This window comes from Streptomyces sp. YKOK-I1, from assembly GCF_054660435.1.
This window is the reverse complement of the sequence record NZ_BAAGDR010000001.1, coordinates 9,179,296-9,196,240: the sequence shown is the minus strand read 5'-3', so window position 1 is coordinate 9,196,240 and position 16,945 is coordinate 9,179,296. Positions and strand designations below refer to the sequence as shown.

At 72.3% G+C, this 16,945-nt stretch carries 16 protein-coding genes; 9 read left to right on the top strand and 7 right to left on the bottom strand.

All coding sequences use genetic code 11. The features are described 5' to 3' along the window. Window positions 1–11 precede the first annotated feature (11 nt). Window positions 12–395, top strand: a complete 384-nt coding sequence (locus tag ACYQ8Q_RS40990) for a hypothetical protein (protein ID WP_340374187.1) — start codon at window positions 12–14, stop codon at window positions 393–395. 452 nt (window positions 396–847) lie between these two features. Here the strand turns inward: ACYQ8Q_RS40990 and ACYQ8Q_RS40985 are convergent, their stop codons facing one another. Further along, complete coding sequence (locus ACYQ8Q_RS40985) at window positions 848–1,819, bottom strand: peptidoglycan-binding domain-containing protein (protein ID WP_460072013.1); 972 nt, start codon at window positions 1,817–1,819, stop codon at window positions 848–850. A gap of 59 nt (window positions 1,820–1,878) precedes the next feature. After that, entirely contained in the window at window positions 1,879–2,706 is an 828-nt protein-coding gene (locus tag ACYQ8Q_RS40980; protein ID WP_460072011.1) for an ATP-grasp domain-containing protein, read from the bottom strand. 132 nt (window positions 2,707–2,838) lie between these two features. Here ACYQ8Q_RS40980 and ACYQ8Q_RS40975 point away from each other — a divergent pair, with 132 nt between their 5' ends. From ACYQ8Q_RS40975 to ACYQ8Q_RS40960, 4 genes are all read left to right on the top strand, one after another. Next, window positions 2,839–3,687, top strand: coding sequence for a bifunctional methylenetetrahydrofolate dehydrogenase/methenyltetrahydrofolate cyclohydrolase (locus ACYQ8Q_RS40975; RefSeq protein ID WP_460072009.1), 849 nt, complete (start codon window positions 2,839–2,841; stop codon window positions 3,685–3,687). Between the two features lie 105 nt (window positions 3,688–3,792). Then, window positions 3,793–4,497, top strand: coding sequence for a TetR family transcriptional regulator (locus tag ACYQ8Q_RS40970; RefSeq protein WP_460072008.1), 705 nt, complete (start codon window positions 3,793–3,795; stop codon window positions 4,495–4,497). A 152-nt stretch (window positions 4,498–4,649) separates the two neighbouring features. Then, window positions 4,650–5,066: a Zn-ribbon domain-containing OB-fold protein gene (locus tag ACYQ8Q_RS40965; protein WP_460072006.1), complete on the top strand. Its 417-nt coding sequence runs from the start codon at window positions 4,650–4,652 to the stop codon at window positions 5,064–5,066. A 159-nt stretch (window positions 5,067–5,225) separates the two neighbouring features. Then, window positions 5,226–8,003: an alpha/beta hydrolase gene (locus ACYQ8Q_RS40960; protein WP_460072004.1), complete on the top strand. Its 2,778-nt coding sequence runs from the start codon at window positions 5,226–5,228 to the stop codon at window positions 8,001–8,003. Window positions 8,004–8,070: 67 nt separating this feature from the next. On the opposite strand, the gene ACYQ8Q_RS40955 is transcribed toward ACYQ8Q_RS40960, so the two are convergent. Then, a complete protein-coding gene (locus ACYQ8Q_RS40955; protein WP_460072002.1) occupies window positions 8,071–8,451 on the bottom strand; it encodes a PPOX class F420-dependent oxidoreductase in 381 nt (126 codons plus the stop codon). 175 nt (window positions 8,452–8,626) lie between these two features. Continuing rightward, window positions 8,627–9,814 (bottom strand): MalY/PatB family protein, encoded by a 1,188-nt coding sequence (locus ACYQ8Q_RS40950; RefSeq protein WP_460072001.1) that lies wholly within the window; start codon window positions 9,812–9,814, stop codon window positions 8,627–8,629. A gap of 25 nt (window positions 9,815–9,839) precedes the next feature. Between ACYQ8Q_RS40950 and ACYQ8Q_RS40945 the strand changes: the two genes are divergently transcribed. The 3 genes from ACYQ8Q_RS40945 (at window position 9,840) to ACYQ8Q_RS40935 (ending at window position 13,283) form a co-directional block, all read left to right on the top strand. Beyond that, window positions 9,840–10,877, top strand: a complete 1,038-nt coding sequence (locus ACYQ8Q_RS40945) for a hypothetical protein (RefSeq protein ID WP_460071999.1) — start codon at window positions 9,840–9,842, stop codon at window positions 10,875–10,877. 57 nt (window positions 10,878–10,934) lie between these two features. Continuing rightward, the gene (locus ACYQ8Q_RS40940; protein ID WP_460071997.1) at window positions 10,935–11,753 is read left to right on the top strand and encodes an SAM-dependent methyltransferase; all 819 of its coding nucleotides are present in this window, start codon (window positions 10,935–10,937) and stop codon (window positions 11,751–11,753) included. A gap of 132 nt (window positions 11,754–11,885) precedes the next feature. Beyond that, window positions 11,886–13,283, top strand: coding sequence for a S1 family peptidase (locus ACYQ8Q_RS40935; protein ID WP_460071995.1), 1,398 nt, complete (start codon window positions 11,886–11,888; stop codon window positions 13,281–13,283). Between the two features lie 54 nt (window positions 13,284–13,337). Here the strand turns inward: ACYQ8Q_RS40935 and ACYQ8Q_RS40930 are convergent, their stop codons facing one another. Beyond that, window positions 13,338–13,523, bottom strand: a complete 186-nt coding sequence (locus tag ACYQ8Q_RS40930) for a hypothetical protein (protein WP_460071993.1) — start codon at window positions 13,521–13,523, stop codon at window positions 13,338–13,340. A gap of 95 nt (window positions 13,524–13,618) precedes the next feature. Continuing rightward, window positions 13,619–14,797 (bottom strand): ROK family protein, encoded by a 1,179-nt coding sequence (locus ACYQ8Q_RS40925; RefSeq protein ID WP_460071992.1) that lies wholly within the window; start codon window positions 14,795–14,797, stop codon window positions 13,619–13,621. A gap of 170 nt (window positions 14,798–14,967) precedes the next feature. Here ACYQ8Q_RS40925 and ACYQ8Q_RS40920 point away from each other — a divergent pair, with 170 nt between their 5' ends. Beyond that, complete coding sequence (locus ACYQ8Q_RS40920) at window positions 14,968–16,170, top strand: Gfo/Idh/MocA family protein (protein WP_460071990.1); 1,203 nt, start codon at window positions 14,968–14,970, stop codon at window positions 16,168–16,170. Between the two features lie 26 nt (window positions 16,171–16,196). On the opposite strand, the gene ACYQ8Q_RS40915 is transcribed toward ACYQ8Q_RS40920, so the two are convergent. Next, complete coding sequence (locus ACYQ8Q_RS40915; protein WP_460071989.1) at window positions 16,197–16,892, bottom strand: L,D-transpeptidase; 696 nt, start codon at window positions 16,890–16,892, stop codon at window positions 16,197–16,199. Window positions 16,893–16,945 lie beyond the last annotated feature (53 nt).

Genomic DNA, 16,945 nt, shown 5'->3' with positions numbered 1-16,945 from the left:
ACCCGGAAGCGATGACCATGACTCTGACGACGACGCAGCGCATCAGCCCGGACTGGCCGTGCCAGGTCAAGACCCCCGGCAGCTACGACTGGGAGCGTTCGGCCGCGAAGTGGCTGCGGGAGCTGGTGCCCGCCCGGTACGCGAGCTACCCGCTCATGCTGCGTCAGCCGGTGCTGCTGGGCCGTCACGCCCAGATCCAGGTCCAGCAGGAGATCCGGGTGGCCCGCACCGCCCTGCAGACCGCGCGCGCCGACCTGCCCCGGCTGGGCATGCCCGAGTCGGTCATCGAGCACACCATCAAGCTGTACGCCGCCGAGCTCATGCAGCTCCAGCACATCGCCCGCAGCGTCCGCTGTGTCACCCAGGCCCTGATCGAGTCCCACGCGGGCCGCTGAGCGCCCCGGCGTCGGCTGCTGCCACGGCGCCGGCGAAGGCCCTGATCGTGGCCGCACACCTGTGCCATGCTCAAGGCGTGACGAGCGAGTCCGCCCTGACCCGGGTCGTGGCACGTCAGCGCGCGGAGATGGACCGGCTCCAGGAGCTGGCCGCCACCGCGGCCGTGCGGGAACCGGCCGAGGTCACGCTCGGCGTGCTGCGCCACCGCGCGGGTCCGTTCCGCGCCCCTGCAGCCCAGCGGCCCGCGGCCCGGCCATCGCGGTCGCCCCGGCCTCGCGGCCATCCGGGCATCACGGCCGACCGCCTTACGGTTCCACAGGCCCGGGTACCAAGCACCCGGCAGCCCGGCACCCCCTGCGCCCCGGCAGCCCAGCCGCCCGGCCATCCGGGCGTCGCGGTCGCCCCGGCGCCCGGCCGCGAGGCTGACGCGTGCTGTGTCGGACCGTTGGCGTCAGCCGCCGGTGCGTGACTCCAGGGCCTGACGGGTGTCGTCGCCGTACACGCCGTCCTCGTCGCCCCGGATGCCGTACCAGAGCTGGAAGCGGGCCACGGCCTCGGTGAGGGTGGCGTTGTACTGACCGTCGGTGGCCCCGTCGCGGTACACGTCGGGGATCTTCAGCAGCCGCTGCTGGAGGTCGGTCACCTCGGCGCCGCTGTCGCCCTCCCGCAGCGTGCCGGCGCCGTCGGGGTCGGCCGACGAGGAGGTGTCCGGCTGGGTGGCGCTCGGCTGCGGCTGGACGGTCTCCGCCGCCGCCTCGCCGCCACGGCCCGGCACCAGGAGGGCACCGGCGAAGCCGACGAGCGCCGCGGCGCACACGCCGATCGTGATGGCCGCCCGGCGCAGCCCGTTGCCGGACCCTTCGTCGTCGCGCCCGCGCGCACCACGCGGAACGGACGCCCCCGGGTACCCACCGCCCGGGCGCCGGCCGGTGCCGGTCCGCCCCGGAGGGGGTCCGTAGGGGCGGGATCCGTACGCGGGGCGCCCGCCCGGAGCCGTCGAGGGCATGGCCGAGACGTGCTCGCCCCACCCGGGCTGGGGCGCGGTGTCCTGCACCGCGGCGGACCCGTGCACATGCCCGTGGGTGCCCGGGTCGGCGGGCTCGTGCGGGTGCTGTTCGGCCGCCCAGTCCTGGCCCACGACCGGTTCCGTCGCCGGTCCCGCGGGATCGTGGCCGTCGGCGTCGGGCGCGGGGACGGTGTCGGTCCAGTGCTCCACCGGGGGGAGCTGCTCCGTCGCCGGCTCGTCGGTGCCGCCCGGCAGCCCCTGCATCGGGATCGACTCGTAGGAGACGGGTTCCTTGGTCAGTTCGGTCATCTCGCGGAACAGGTCCGCCAGGGCGTCGGTGTTGCGGGGCCTGAGGACCCGGATGGGCTCCACGACCTTGCGCTCCTGCGGTTGTCCGGGTTCGGCCGGTGTCGGCACCCTGGTCTCCCTCCGTTCCGTGTCCCCGGGGAGAGATACGGGCGGACGGGCGGACGGGTTCAGCCGGTCAGGAAGCGGCGCAGGGAACGCGTGGTCGCGGCGACGAACGCGTCCCGTCCGGCGTCGTCGAGGACGTCCAGGGAGAGATAGGGGTTGAGGTCCTCCAGTTCGACGAGGAGCAGCTCGCCGCCGGGAGCGCGGCAGGCGTCGACGCGCTGGATGCCGTACGCCAGGGTGTTCCAGTCGATGAAACGGCGGGCGAACTCCAGGTCGGCGGGGGTGGGTGCATACGGCCGGAGCTCCCAGCGGCGGCCGGGGTCGGGGGCGTACAGGGCGTACTGGAAGTCGTGGTCGACGAAGTAGAAGGAGACCTCGTAGGCGAAGTCGACGCACGGCTGGACCAGGACGGCGCCGTCGGCCAGGGCGGGCAGGTCGTCCGCGGTGACGATCCTGAGGCCCAGCGAGTCCGCGCCCAGCTTGGGCTTGACGACGTACCGGTCGGTCTCGGGAAGGCGGTGCAGTTCCTCGGCGCGGTCGACCGTGGGGATCACCGGGTACCCCTGGGCGCAGAGGTCGAGGAGGTACTGCTTGCCGGCCATGTCGGCGCGCCCGGTGAGCGGGTTGTAGACGCGGACGCCGTCCCGCTGCGCGCGCTCGCGGAAGGCGTCGTAGGCGTCCTGGTAGCCGAGGACGGGCCCGCTGTTGCGGACCATCACGGCGTCGAAGCCGTCCATCAGGGCCGCCGCGTCCAGGGGGTGGCACAGGGCGAGGTCGAAGTCGGCGCGCAGCCGGGAGGTGAGCCGGACGTCCTCGTCGCCGTAGCGCCGCCCACGGGCCGGGTAGGCCAGGTCGGTGACGTAGAGGAGACGGGGGCGGGCGGACGGCACGGGGGGCTCCTGGGGCTGGTCGGCGGTGCGGAAAGGTTACGCCGGGGTGGTGGGTGCTCCTGCGGGGAGGGTGACGCAGGGGTCGTACGATGACAGGACCGTCGTTTCTCTCCCGAAGGGCTCGTCCACTCCGTGACCACCGCAACTCTTCTCGACGGCAAGGCCGCCGCGGCCGACATCAAGAACGAACTCTCCCTGCGCGTGGAGGCGCTGAAGGAGCGCGGCATCACCCCCGGTCTGGGCACGATCCTCGTCGGCGACGACGCCGGCAGCCGTTCCTACGTGGGCGGCAAGCACCGGGACTGCGCCCAGGTCGGCATCGCCTCGATCCGGGTGGAGCTGCCCGCCGACGCCTCCCAGGCCGATGTCGAGGCCGCGGTGCTGCGGTTGAACGCCGACCCGGCGTGCACCGGCTTCATCGTGCAGCTCCCGCTGCCCGCGCACATCGACACCCACGCCGTGCTGGAGCTGATCGACCCGGTCAAGGACGCCGACGGGCTCCACCCGGCGAACCTGGGCCGGCTGGTGCTGGGCATCCCCGGGCCGCTGCCGTGCACCCCGCGCGGCATCATCGATCTGCTGCGCCGCAACAACGTGGCGATCACCGGTCAGCAGTTCTGCGTCATCGGCTGCGGTGTGACGGTCGGCCGCCCGCTGGGCCTGATGCTGACCCGCGCCACCGAGCACGCCACGGTGACCCTGTGCCACGAGGCCACCCAGGACACCGCCGCGCACGCCCGGGAGGCGGATGTGGTGGTGGCCGCCGCCGGGGTGGCCCATCTGGTGCGGCCGGACTGGATCAAGCCGGGCGCGACCGTGCTGTCCGTGGGCCTGACCCGCACGGTCGAGGGCGTCCTCGGTGACGTCCACCCCGATGTCGGCGATGTCGCCGGCTCCTTCGCCCCGCCGATCGGCGGCGTCGGCCCGATGACCCGGGCGATGCTGCTGACGAACGTCGTCGAGGCGGCCGAGCGGCTCTGAGCCCCCGCTTTCCCGGCACTCCGTGCCAGGTACTCAGTTCCCTGTCCGGCGGCGACCGGAGGGAACTGAGTGCCACCGGAGGGCCTCGGATGTTACGTTCCGTCCATGAGCGCCACTGAGAAGGCGGAGGCCAAGCCGCCCATGCGGGACGCCCTGGTGGCGGCGGCCTTCCGGCTGTTCCTGGAGCGGGGCTACGAGCAGACCACCGTCGACGACATCGTGGCCCTCGCGGGCGTCGGCCGGCGGTCGTTCTTCCGCTACTTCCCCTCCAAGGAGGACGTGGTCTTCCCCGACCACGAGCGGTGCCTGGCCGACATGACCGCCTTCCTCGCCGCGAGCGAGGCGGACGCGGAGCCGGTGCGGCGCGTGTGCGACGGCGCCCGGCTCGTCCTGCGGATGTACGCCGAGAACCCCTCCTTCTCCGTGCAGCGCTACCGGCTCACCAAGAAGGTGCCGGGGCTGCGCGCGTACGAGCTGTCGGTGGTGTGGCGCTACGAGCGCGCCCTCGCCGCGTATCTGCGGGGCCGCTTCGCCGGCGGGGCCGACAGCAGCCTGCGGGCCGATGTGATCGCCTCGGCCGTGGTCGCCGCGCACAACAACGCCCTGCGGTCCTGGCTGCGTTCGGACGGCGAGGGCGACGCGACCGCCACCGTGGACCATGCGCTGGGGTATGTGCAGTCCGCGTTCGGCACGGCGCCCGCGCCCCCGGCCGACGGACACCCCGAGGACGTGGTCGTGGTGGTGTCGCGGCGCGGGGCGCCGCTGTGGCGGGTGGTGCAGGAGATCGAGACGACGCTCGGCCGGACCTGAATCCGCCCCACATTGTGGGTACGCAGTACCTTTACGCCTGGCACTGAGTGCCATACGCTGAGCCCGTGCACGGTGGCACGGTGACCGGGCACGTCCGTGCACGGGTGAGCCGCGCACGGGGGATTCCGGCCCGGGGCAGGGAGTTGACCAGCGTGTACCACTACTCAGGAAGCGCCGTTCAGCGGGCAGCCGGCTCCTCCGCGGGGCTGCTCGACCGCGCGAGGGCCGACGGCGAGGCGATCCTCTTCCAACGCTGCACCTGGTGCGGCACCTCGATGTACCACCGGCTGCTGTGTCCGGTGTGCCAGGGCAGCGATCTGCGCACGGAGCGCAGCGAGGGCGTCGGGACGGTCCGCCACGCCACCGTCGTCCACCGCAACACCCCCTCCGCGCGGAACGTGTCGCTGGTCGAGATGACCGAGGGGTTCGTCGTGCGCGGCCGGGTCATGGGCCCCCTCATCGGCATCCACAGCGGCGACCGCGTCCGGCTCTCCACGGTGAAGGACCCGGTACGCGGCGAGCCGGTGTTCCAGCTGATCGACGAGCCGTACCGGGGCTGGCACCACTAGCCACCGGCTCCCGTGCGGGTGACGGAGGCTCAGTTCCGGTCATTCGCGGGCCGATTCGATCCCCACAGGCAACCCACAGGTCCCTGATCGCCTCCTTCGAGGCGTGAGGCGCTCCCGGTAAGGACGGGGCGCCCACACGCGAAGTGTGAGGAGGGACCCTTGTTCCATGCCCGGCGCATAGGTGTCACCGCCGTGGCCGTACTCGCGGCACTGGCGGGAACACCCGGGCTGGCCCAGGCCCAGCAGCCGTCCGGTCCATCGGCGTCGGCCGCTTCCGACGGCGGACTGCCACCGGGATGGCGCGTCACCGGCGAGGGCGCGTCCCGTCAGCTGGTGTGGCGCGCGGAGCGGACCGTGCCCATGGGGGACGCCCGGGTGGAGTTCCACGCGGGCGGCCGACTGCTCGGTGTGCCGAAGGCGGCCAAGGACGGCCGTACCTTCCGGCTCCCGTTCGACCGGGCCGCGTCGCTGACGGACCTCCAGGTCCTCGCGGCCGGACGCCGGCTGGACGAGGCCGGCGCGGACTCCGGCGCACCGTCGAAGAACTCCCTGACAACCGCGCGGCCGCCGGCCGCGCTCCCGGCCAACTCCGTGGACCCCGGCAGGCCCGGCGCGTACCGCACGGTCACCGGTGAGTACGACCTCGACCCGGTGAAGCTGCCCGGCTTCGCCGAGCCGGTCGAGATGCAGGCCGTGGTGGTCGCGCCGAAGGGCGCCCCCGGCAAGCGGCCGCTCGCGCTGTTCCTGCACGGCCGGCACGCCACCTGCTACAAGCCGGGCGGAGGTGACGACGGCGTGACCGGCGACTGGCCCTGCCCCACCGGGCTGAAGGCGATCCCGAGCTACCAGGGCTATCTCCAGGACCAGAAACTGCTGGCCTCGCAGGGCTATGTGACGGTGTCGATCTCGGCGAACGGCATCAACGCCCAGGACTGGGCGGCCGAGGACGGCGGCGCCCAGGCCCGTTCCTCGCTGGTGCGGCAGCACCTCGCGAAGTGGGCAGGCTGGACCGCGCACCCGGGTGACGCACCGGCGGTCGTACGGGACGCGCCGAAGGCCGACCTGAACCGCGTCCTCCTCGTCGGGCACTCGCGCGGCGGCGAGGGCGTCAACCGGGCCGCGATGGACAGCCTCTACCGGGCGCCCGCCGCACAGGACGGCTACCGGGGCCCGGTCCGCTGGAAGATCCGCGGCACCGTCCTCATCGGCCCGACGGTCTTCGGCCAGAACCCGGTCGCCGACGTCCCCTCCGCGACGATCCTGCCCGGCTGCGACGGTGACGTCTCCGACCTCCAGGGCGAGGTGTACGCCGACGGCACGCGCGGCGTCAGCAAGGGCGCCGCCCTGCACAGCGCCGTGTACGTGGTCGGCGCCAACCACAACTTCTTCAACACGGAGTGGACCCCGGGCAAGGCCCAGGCGCCCGCGAACGACGACTTCTGGGACGACCCGGAGAGCACGGACCGCGACCCGGTGTGCTCCACGGGCACCCGCACCCGGCTGACCGCCGACCAGCAGCACAAGGCGGGCGCCACCTACATCGCCGCGGCCGCCCGGCTGTTCGTGGCCGGCGACGACCGGGTGCGCCCGCTGCTCGACGGCACCGGCCGGCGCGCGCCCTCGGCCGACCCGGCCCGGGTGCTGACCCACGCCGTCGGCGCCCGCCGTACCGGTGGATTCCTGCCGGACGCCGGGGTGAAGGTGTCCGGCGGCAGGCTGTGCGCGGCGGTGGACCCGGCTCCGGCCAAGGCCTGCCTGGGGCCGGACGCCCACGGCTCCTCCCCGCACTTCGCCACCTGGGCCTTGGAGAAGGAGGCCGGCCGCGGCGCGGTCGCGCTGAAGTGGTCGGCGCCCGGCAGGGCGACGAAGGTCACCCCCGCCAGGCCGCTCTCGCTGTCCGGCGCCCGGAATCTGACGCTGCGGGTCTTCGTGCCGCCGAACACCACCGGCACCAAGCTGGACGTGTCGCTCACCGACTCCGCCGGTCACCGCGCCCGGCTCGGCCAGGTGAAGGCCGACGGGCTGCCCGGCACCGAGCGGACCTCCTCCTACTGGGCGCGCGAGGTGCGGGTGCCGCTCACCGCGGCCACCCGCGCCGGGTTCGACCTCGAGCACGTCAAGTCGCTGGAACTGACTCCACGTTCGCGCTCCGGGCGGGCCTGGCTGATGGACGCCTGGGGCTGGGCTCCCGGCACCCCGTCGGTCACGGCGGCCCGGCTGCCGCGCGTCGACATCGGCCGGCTGTCGGTCGACGAGGGCGACTCCGGTACCCGCACCTACCACGTCCCGGTCGCGGTCTCCGGACACGGCACCGGCAAGGTCCGCTTCACCGTCCTGGACCCGGACACCGGACGGACCGTGGACAAGCTGGTCACGGTCCGGCCCGGGTCGACGCCCGTCGACGTGCCGGTCGTGGTGAAGGGCGACACGCGCTTCGGCTACGACAAGCAGTACGACCTCGTCGCCAAGGCGGTCCGCGGTGCCGTCGTCGGCTCGTACCTGGGCGGCGTCATCGCGCGCAACGACGACCCGGCGCCGACGGCGTCGCTCACGCCGATCGCCGACCGGGTGACCGAGGGCGGCTCGCTGAGCTGGCGGATCTCCCTGTCCGAGGCGGCCGGCGTGGACATGTGGACGCCGGTGCGGGTGCTGCCGGTGACCGAGGGCACCGAGCTGTCCACCAAGGACGTGGACCCGCAGTGGCTCGCGGACCACGCCGACGGCCCCGCCGACCCGGAGCGCCCGCTGTCCCAGGCGGACGTGTGGGCGTGGCTGAACATCCCGGCCGGGGCGACCACCGTCGACTTCACCGTGCCCACGGTGAAGGACCAGGTGGCCGAGCCCGCCGAGTCGATGCGGCTGGCGCTGACCGACGAGAACGGCGACCCGCTTCCCGGCCAGCAGGCGCTGACGGGGACGGTCGTGGACGCGCCGTAGGACGAAGAACGGAACGGCATGCGGAGGGGGGCGTGGACCGTGCGGTCCACGCCCCCCTTTTCCGTGCTCACAGCGTGATGCGGATCCCGACGGTCCCGTCCTGCCCGCGCCGCAGTCGGCTGCCGAGGAGCGTCAGCCGCCCGAGGATCCCGTACTTGCGGGCGAGCAGGGTGCGGTAGTGGGCGGTGGTCTGCGCGTCGCAGATCTCGGCGGTGGCCGGGACCGGCTCGCCGGTGGGATTGCCGCGTACGTCGCAGGGGCCGACGAGGACGTCACCGCGGGCCCGGATCCGCTTCACCTTCCAGGCGTCGGCGGCCGACCAGGCCCCCAGCGTGTCCCCGTCGCGCACCACCCACACCGGGGTCGCGACCCCGCTGCCGTTCTTCCGGTAGCTGGTGATCAGCAGATACTTGCCCGCTCCCAGCCGTTCGAGCGCCTTGTCATCCATGCCCCGCATCCTAGGCAGGCGGGAACACCAGCGCCCCGAAAAGAAGGGGTACGCCGCGAAGGGCACGGTCGGCAGCAGGGCGGCGTCGAAGACGTCCCTCCAGGACGAGGCCCGCGGCGGCGGGCACGGCGGCCGGGCGGCGACTTCGTCGGCGCATCCCCATGAGCACCTCCGTTCATCTCCGTGAACGCAGCGCGGCAGCCATCCGGCGCACCCCCTCGGTGAGGATCTCGGGCGAAGTGGCGAGATTCAGCCTGACGTGCCCGGCTCCCCCGGTGCCGAAGTCGGGCCCGCGGCTCAGCGCCACCCGGCCGCGCTCCAGGAAGACCGCGGCCGGGTCGTCCCCCAGGCCCAGGGCGCGGCAGTCCAGCCAGGCCAGATACGTGCCCTCCCCCGGCCGGTACCGGACATCGGGGAGGTGCTCGGCCAGCAGCTCCGCGAGCAGCAGCCGGTGTGCGTCGAGGGCCGTCAGCAGTGCGTCCAGCCAGGCCGTCCCCTCGCTCAGCGCGGCGGTGTGGGCGAGCACGCCGACATGGCTCGGGCCGTGGGCGACCTCTTCGGGCAGCAGGGCCAGGTCGGCGGCGGCCTCGGGGCCCGCCACCGCCAGGGCCGCCTTGAGACCGGCCAGGTTCCAGGCCTTCGAGGCCGACATCAGCGACAGCCCGGACTCCGCGCCGGGCACGCTCAGGTACGGCACGAAGTCCACGCCGGCGGCGGTGAGCGGGGCGTGGATCTCGTCGGCGACCACCCGGACGCCGTACCGCTCGGCGAGGGCGGCGACGGCGGTCAGCTCCTCGGCGGTGTGCACGGTGCCGGTCGGGTTGTGCGGGCTGCACAGCAGATGCGCGGCCCGCCCGCCGTCCGCGACCGCCCGCCGGTACGCCTCCTCCAGGACGGCGAGGTCGAGCCGTCCGTCCGCGCCGAGCGGCGCCTCGGCGATCCGGCGGTCCATATGGGCGAGGAACTGGAAGAACGGCGGATACACCGGCGGGTTCACCACGACCCGGTCGCCGGGCCCGGTCACCAGCTTGACCATCTCGACGACGCCCATCATCACGTCCGGCACGATCGCGCACCGCTCGACCGCGAGCCCGTGCCAGTCCCAGTGCTCGGCGGCGAACCGGGCCAGCGCCCGCGCGTAGGCCGTGCCCGCCGGATAGCCGGTGTCGCCGAGCGCCAGGGCGTCCGTGACCGCGCGGACGACGGGCTCGGCGAGCGGTACGTCCATCTCCGCGACCCACAGCGGAAGGACGTCGGCCGGATGGGTGCGCCATTTCATGCTCGTACGGCGGCGCAACAGGTCGAGGTTGACGGACCGAAAAGGGTTTGGCTCACCGGACGTTTCGTGCGGGATCCTGTTCATGGGGCACAAGATAGGGGGCTGTGGAGTGACCTGGGATCGGCTGAACGGGACATCCCTGGAAGTGGCGTGCGACGAGTCCGGCTCGGACGGGGAGAATCTCACCGGCGGCAACACGGATGTGTTCGCCCACGCCAGTGTGCGCCTCACGGAGGAACGCGCCGCCGCGCAGGTGCGGGAGATCCGCGGCCGTATCCGCTCCCCCGCCGAGGAGTACAAGGCGAACCACCTGCTGCGGGAGAAACACCGGGCGGTCCTGGAATGGCTGCTGTCGGAGTCCGGGCCGCTCTTCGGGCACGCCCATGTGCATCTGGTGGAGAAGACGTACTTCGTGGTGGACCGCACCGCGGACCTGCTGCTCGGCGATCCCGGGGCGGCCGACGCGCTCTTCCGTGAGGGGCCCCGCACCTTCTCGGGCGAGGAATGGCGGGAATTCCTCGCGGCGGCCAACCGATTGCTGCGCGTACGGTCCGCGGAAGGGCCCGAGGAACCCGTGGAGGGGTTTTTCCGCACGGTCGACGGATTGCTGCGGGCGTATTCCGGAACGCCCGCGGCGGACATTCTGGGGCGGCTGGCGACCGCGCGGCCCCGGGCGGCCGCCTATCGGGACGGAATCGATTCCGCGGGGCCCCCGCTCGTCCCCCTGCTCAATCCCCTGCTCCCTTCCGTCGTGCGTACGGCGGCGCACTGGAGCCGCGGCGGGCGGCCGGTCCGGCTGGTCCACGACCGGCAGAACATGCTCACACCGGAGCGGATCGCCTGGATCGAGCGCACGGCGCGGCGGCAGGGCATCGCACTCGCCGGGCTGCGGCTCGTGGTCTCCCGGTACGACGCCCGGGTGCAGCTCGCCGACTTCCTCGCCGGGATCGCCCGCAGCATCGCCTCCGACGAACTGAACGGCCGTGGCGACCCCGCGCTCGCCGCTCTCCTTCGCCCCTACACCGACGCCTCGGCCGTCTGGGGCGACGCGCGCAGCTGGGCCCGGCTCGGCCCCGCGGCGATGGAATCCGGGCATCCCGCCACGGATTCCGCTGGTCCCGCCCCGGGTGTCAACTCCCTTGCATAGATTACTTGTTGATCGCACACCTCCCCGTCCGCCCCTCCTGCCGTCGGAGCCGAACCCATGTCATCCCTGACACCCACGCCAGAGAACTCCCGTATCGACATCACCCAGCCGCACACCGCCCGCATCTGGAACTACTGGCTGGGCGGCAAGGACAACTACGAGGTCGACCGGGCCGCCGGCGACCGGATCCGGGAGTTACACCCGGACATCGGTGAGTACGCCCGCGCCGACCGGCTCTTCCTGGGCCGTGCCGTGACCCATCTGGTGACCAGGGCAGGGATCCGCCAGTTCCTCGACATCGGCACCGGACTGCCCACCGCCGACAACACCCACGAGGTGGCCCAGCGGCTGGCGCCGGACGCCCGGGTCGTCTACGTCGACAACGACCCGCTGGTCCTCGCGCACGCCCGGGCCCTGCTCACCAGCACGCCCGAGGGCCGCACCGACTACCTCGACGAGGACCTGCGCCACACCGAGGCGATCCTGGAACACGCGGAGAAGACGCTGGACCTCGCGGAGCCGGTCGCGCTGATGCTGCTCGGCGTGGTCATCTTCGTCGGCGACGACGAGGATCCGTACACCCTGGTGCGGCGGCTGCTCGACCGGCTGCCCACGGGCAGTCATCTGGTGCTGTCGCACACCGTCACCACCCCCGCGATGCCGGACGTGGACGAGGCCGTGAAGTTCTGGAACGAGCACGGCACCCCGAAGCTGACCCAGCGCACCCCCGAGCGGGTGGCGCGCTTCTTCGACGGTCTGGAGCTGCTGGAGCCGGGCGTGGTGTCGTGCTCGCGCTGGCGGCCCGAGCAGCGGGGGACGGACGGGCCGGAGCCGGCGGAGGTCGCGATGTTCGGTGGAGTGGGCCGAAAACACTGACACGGCTCCGCGAGGTGATCACTTCCGGGCTGAACATGACCGGGCCCTCGCACGTATGGGGGTGAGGGCACTCAACGACCGGAGCGCCCCGCGGTGTTGGAGCCGCACAACCGGGGTTTTCGGGAGCTGGGCATGAGGCACGCACGACGACGGATCGTCCGGCGGGTGACACGGCTGGCGGCAGTCGGCGGACTTCTCCTGGGCGGGACCATGGTCACCCAGGCGGCCATGGCCACCGAGACGCCCGCGACCTCGGCGACACCGCGCACCGCACCGGAGTCCGTGGTCACCAACCCCGGTGCGGCACTGGTCAAGAAGCTCGGCACCGCGCGCACCGCGGGGACCTGGCTCGACGACGAGGGGCGCCCGGTCGTGGCGGTCATGGACGACAGGTCGGCCGCCACCGTGCGCAAGGCGGGCGCCCGGCCGAAGCTCGTGGACCACAGCATGAACGAACTGAAGTCGGCCGCGGCGACGCTGCGTTCGGCGCCCACGGTGCCCGGCACGGCGTGGGTGACGGACTACAAGACCAACGAGGTCATCGTGCAGGCCGACAGCACCGTGTCGGCCGCCGACTGGGCGAGCCTGACGAAGACCGCGACGGGTATCGGCAGTTACGTCCGGATGGAGCGCACCACGGGCGAGTTCACCACCCGGCTCAACGGCGCCCAGCCGATCCTGTCGACGGGCGGCCGCTGTTCGGCCGGGTTCAATGTGACCAACGGGACGAACGACTTCATCCTCACCGCCGGGCACTGCGGGCCGACCGGATCGACCTGGTTCGCCGACAACACGGCGAAGCAGCAGGTGGGCCAGACCGTCCAGCAGAGCTTCCCGGTCAACGACTTCTCGCTGGTGCAGTACGCGAGCGGCAAGGCCGGTGACGGCGCCGACGTCGTGGCGATCGGCGACGGCAACGGGGTGCGCATCACGGGGACGGGCGACGCGGCCGTGGGCCAGCGGGTGTTCCGCAGCGGCAGCACCACGGGGCTGAAGGACGGGGAGGTCACCGGGCTCGACGCGACGGTGAACTACCCGGAGGGCACGGTCAGCGGTCTGATCGAGACGAACGTGTGCGCCGAACCCGGCGACAGCGGCGGGCCGATGTTCTCGGAGGGCGTCGCGCTCGGCATCACCTCGGGCGGCAGCGGCGACTGCACGACGGGCGGGACGACGTTCTTCCAGCCGGTGACCCGGGCCCTGGCACAGCTGGGCGTGACGCTCATCGTGGCCGCCCCCGCGGGCAACGGGCAGGGCGGCGGCACCTCTCCGTCCGGCGCCCCCCAGCCGTCCCTCTCCCCCACCCAGGCGGCGATCGCGCCGGGTTCGACCTCGCCGGGCTCGACGACCCCGGTGACGGGCATCGGCGGCGGGACGTCCCTCGCCGCCCGGCTCACCGACCCCAACAACATCGGTCCCGGTCTGCTGGTCATCGGCGGCAGTCTGATCGCCCTGGTCGCCACCCGCTACTTCCGCGCCGAACAGGACCGCAAGGCCTACCGCGACTACTACTCGGCGACCTGGGGCTGAGCGGGGCAAACGAAAAGGGCACCCGGTCAGGGTGCCCGCTTCGGCCTACGAGGCTCAGACCGCGTTCAGCGGCTGCGGAGCCGCGGCGGCCCACTCCAGGACGAGGCGCTGGTACTCCGCGCGCTGCTCGACACTCAGTGTCCCGCCCGACCGCAGCCACAGGGCCCGGATCTCCTCGTTGACCTCGTCAGCCGAACGCTCGGAAACGGTTTCAACAGTGGTGGACATGGTGTGAAGCATACGGCTCCCGGGGTGAAGGCCGCGTGAGTAAGTAAGGATAATTCGGGCATTTCGTACCGTGTTACTGATCACGTCCCCCTGTACACCCCCATCTGTCAACCCCCATCGGCCCGTTCATCCTTCCCGGCCCCCAACACCAGCACCTGGATGGCCAGAACGGCGGCTCCGCGTGCCCAGTCGTGGAAGTCGGACACCTTGGTCTCGAGGTCGACGGGGGTGGCCAGCGGATGCCGGTGGGAGCGGACGGTCTCCGCGACCGTGACGCCGGCCACCTCCATCAGGCCGACCCCTTCGCCGGCCAGCAGGATCTTCTGCGGCATGGCGAAGTTGGCGATCTGGGCCACCAGGGTGCCCAGGGCGCGGGCCGCCTCCTCGACGACCCGGGCGGGCAGGGGCTCGCCGTCGGCGGCGCGGGCGAGGATCTCCTCGTAACTCCACGCGCGGCCGGTGGCGGCCTGGACCTGGTAGCGGATGCTGGGGATGGTCAGCAGCGAGACCGCGCTGCCGCGTTCCCCGTCGGGCGTGAGCGGCCCGTGGGGGTTCACGATCCAGTGGCGGCCGAACCCGCGGCCCTCCTCGGCCCACGGGACCCGCAGGCCGCCGAGGACCAGTCCGTAGCCGAGGCCGGCGCCGATGGTCAGCACGGCGAAGCGGTCCAGGCCGCGGCCGGCGCCGAACCAGGTCTCGGCCTCGACCAGGGCGGCGACGTCGTTCTCGACGACCACCGGCAGACCCGTGCGCCGCTCGGCGAGCGCGGCGAGCGGCACGTCCCGCCAGCCGAGGAAGACCGACTCGCCGACCACGGCGCGGTCCCGGACGTACCCGCCGACCCCGATGCCGATACCGGCGATCCCGGGATGCGCGCCGGTCAGCTCCTCGGTCATCTCGCCGAGGAGGGCGACCACCTCGGCGGGCTCATGGCTGGTGAGCGGGCGGTCGTGGCGGGCGACGATGTCGCTCCTGAGGGTGGTGACGACGCCGTACACCATGTCCTCGGTGATCTTGAAGCCGAGGAAGGTGCGGGAGCCCGCGACCACGTCGAGCGGCTGCGAGGGGCGCCCCTGCCGCACCTCCGCCGGGACTCCCGCCTCGGCCACCTCGACGAGCAGGCCCGACTGGATCAGCGGCTTGGTCAGCCGGGTGAGGCTGCCCGCGGAGAGGTTCAGCCGGTGCGCGAGGTCGGTGCGGGACAGCGGCCCGTGGACGAGCACCTCGATCGCGACCGAGCGCTCTTGGGGGCTCAGCGGCAGCCAGCTGGCGGTACGTGCGGTCATGCGGGTCAGTCTCCCCCAGGGCCGGAGGCGCGATCTTTCTTTCACCGCAAAAATATCAGGCCGCCTCCGGTAAGAGAAAACGGACCGAAGGGCTCACCATCGGCCCTCTTGACGACCAGATTCTTTTGCAACGAAAGTAAGTATCCCAGTCAACGAAGGGCATTCCTCCCATGACGTTCTCGCTCGGCGTCGTCGGCGCCGGTCAGTTCTCCGGTCAGTTCGCGACGCTGTTCCAGGCCCACCCCGGCGTCGGCGACGTGTACGTCACCGATCTGCTGCCCGAGCGGGCCGAGCAGCTCGCCTCCGCGCAGGGGCTGGCCGGCACCTTTCCCTCCTACGAGGCGATGCTGGAGTCACCGGCGGTGGACGCCGTCGCGATCTTCACCCAGCGCTGGACCCACGGCCCCCTGGTGGTCCAGGGCCTGAACGCCGGCAAGCACGTCTACTCGGCCGTCCCCATGGCGATCAGCACGGAGGAGATCGCGGCGATCATCGACGCGGTCGCGGCGACCGGACTGACGTACATGATGGGCGAGACCAGCCAGTACAACCCGGCGACCGTGCACGCCCGCAACCGGATCGCCGAGGGCGCCTTCGGGCGGCTCTTCTACGCCGAGGGCGACTACGTCCACGACATGGACCTGGGGTTCTACGAGGCGTACCGGTACAGCGGCGGCGAGAACTGGAAGGCCACCGCCAGCTATCCGCCACTGCTCTACCCGACGCACTCGGTGGGCGGGGTGCTCGGCGCCTGGAAGACGCACGCGGTGAGCGTGTCGGCGATCGGGGTGGTGGACGGGCGCGGCGACGGCGTCTTCGACAAGGACGTCAGCCAGTTCGGGAACGACGTCTCCAACGCGACCGCGCTGTTCGAGGTGGCGGGCGGCGGCTCGTTCCGTACGAACGAGTTCCGGCGGGTGGGCTATCCCTCGCACATCCGGGAGTCGCGGTTCCGCTTCTTCGGCACGGAGGCGAGCATGGAGCAGCTCGCCACGGTGGCGTTCTGGCAGGACAAGAAGGGCGTCACGGACATCAGCGAGCTCCTTGAGCCCAAGCCCACCCTGTCCCCCGACGACCCGTCGCTCCAGCACATCGCGCCGGAACTGCGGGCCGCCTTCACCTCCGGCTCGGCGCCCGTGCACGACCGCTCCCGGCTGCCGCGCGCGTTCGACGAGCTGCACAACGGGCACGAGGGCAGCCATCACTTCCTGGTGGACGACTTCGTGACGGCCGTCACCACCCGCACCCTGCCCTCGGTGAACGCCTGGGTCGCGGCCCGCTACACCCTGCCGGGCATCGTCGCGCACGAGTCGGCACGGCAGGGCGGGATACGGCTGGAGATCCCGGACTTCGGAGACGCGCCGGAGAGCTGAGCCCGGGGGCGGGTGGCCGGGTGCCGTCAGGTGCCCGGCTTGCGACCGTAGACGAAGACGTCGTCGCCGTTCTTCAGCAGCGACCAGTACTTCTTGGCGGTGGTCGTGGTCATGTTGACGCAGCCGTGGGAGCCCGGCGGGTTCCACATGCTGAGGTTGACCGAGTGGAAGGCCTGACCGCCGTCGAAGAACTGGCTGTAGGGCATCGGCACGTTGTAGATGTTCGACACGTGGTCGATGTCACGCCAGTAGATCTTCTTCAGCCCGGTGCGGGTCTCGTACCCGTTGCGGCCCGTGCGGACCGGGACGGGACCGTAGACGAGCCTGCTGCCGTCCTGGATCCAGCTGAGCTGGAGGGTGAGGTTGACGCAGGCGATCCGGCCCTTGTTGGTGGGGCACCGGCCGGCCGCGTTGGGGTTGTCGCCCACGGCCTTCTGCTTGTTCATGAGGTCCATCACGCCCCAGGTGACGGAACCCGCGTAGCCGATGGCCGGGGTGATGCCGTGCTTGTTCTGGAAGGCCTGGATGGCCCGGCAGTCGGCGGCCGACTGCCGGCCGTCGACGGGCCGGCCGAGGAACTTCTCGACCTGCTTCTGGTACGGCCCGGCCTGCGTGGTGCAGGTGGCGGCCTGGGCCGGCGCGGCGCCCAGCACGAGCGTCAGCGGGGCGAGCAGCCCCGTGACCCCGAGCGCGACGGCTCCTCTTCTGCGTATGTCCCCCATGGGTGCCCTCTTTCCGGCGCGGTTGCGATCTCGACAACCTAGACCGGTGGGCG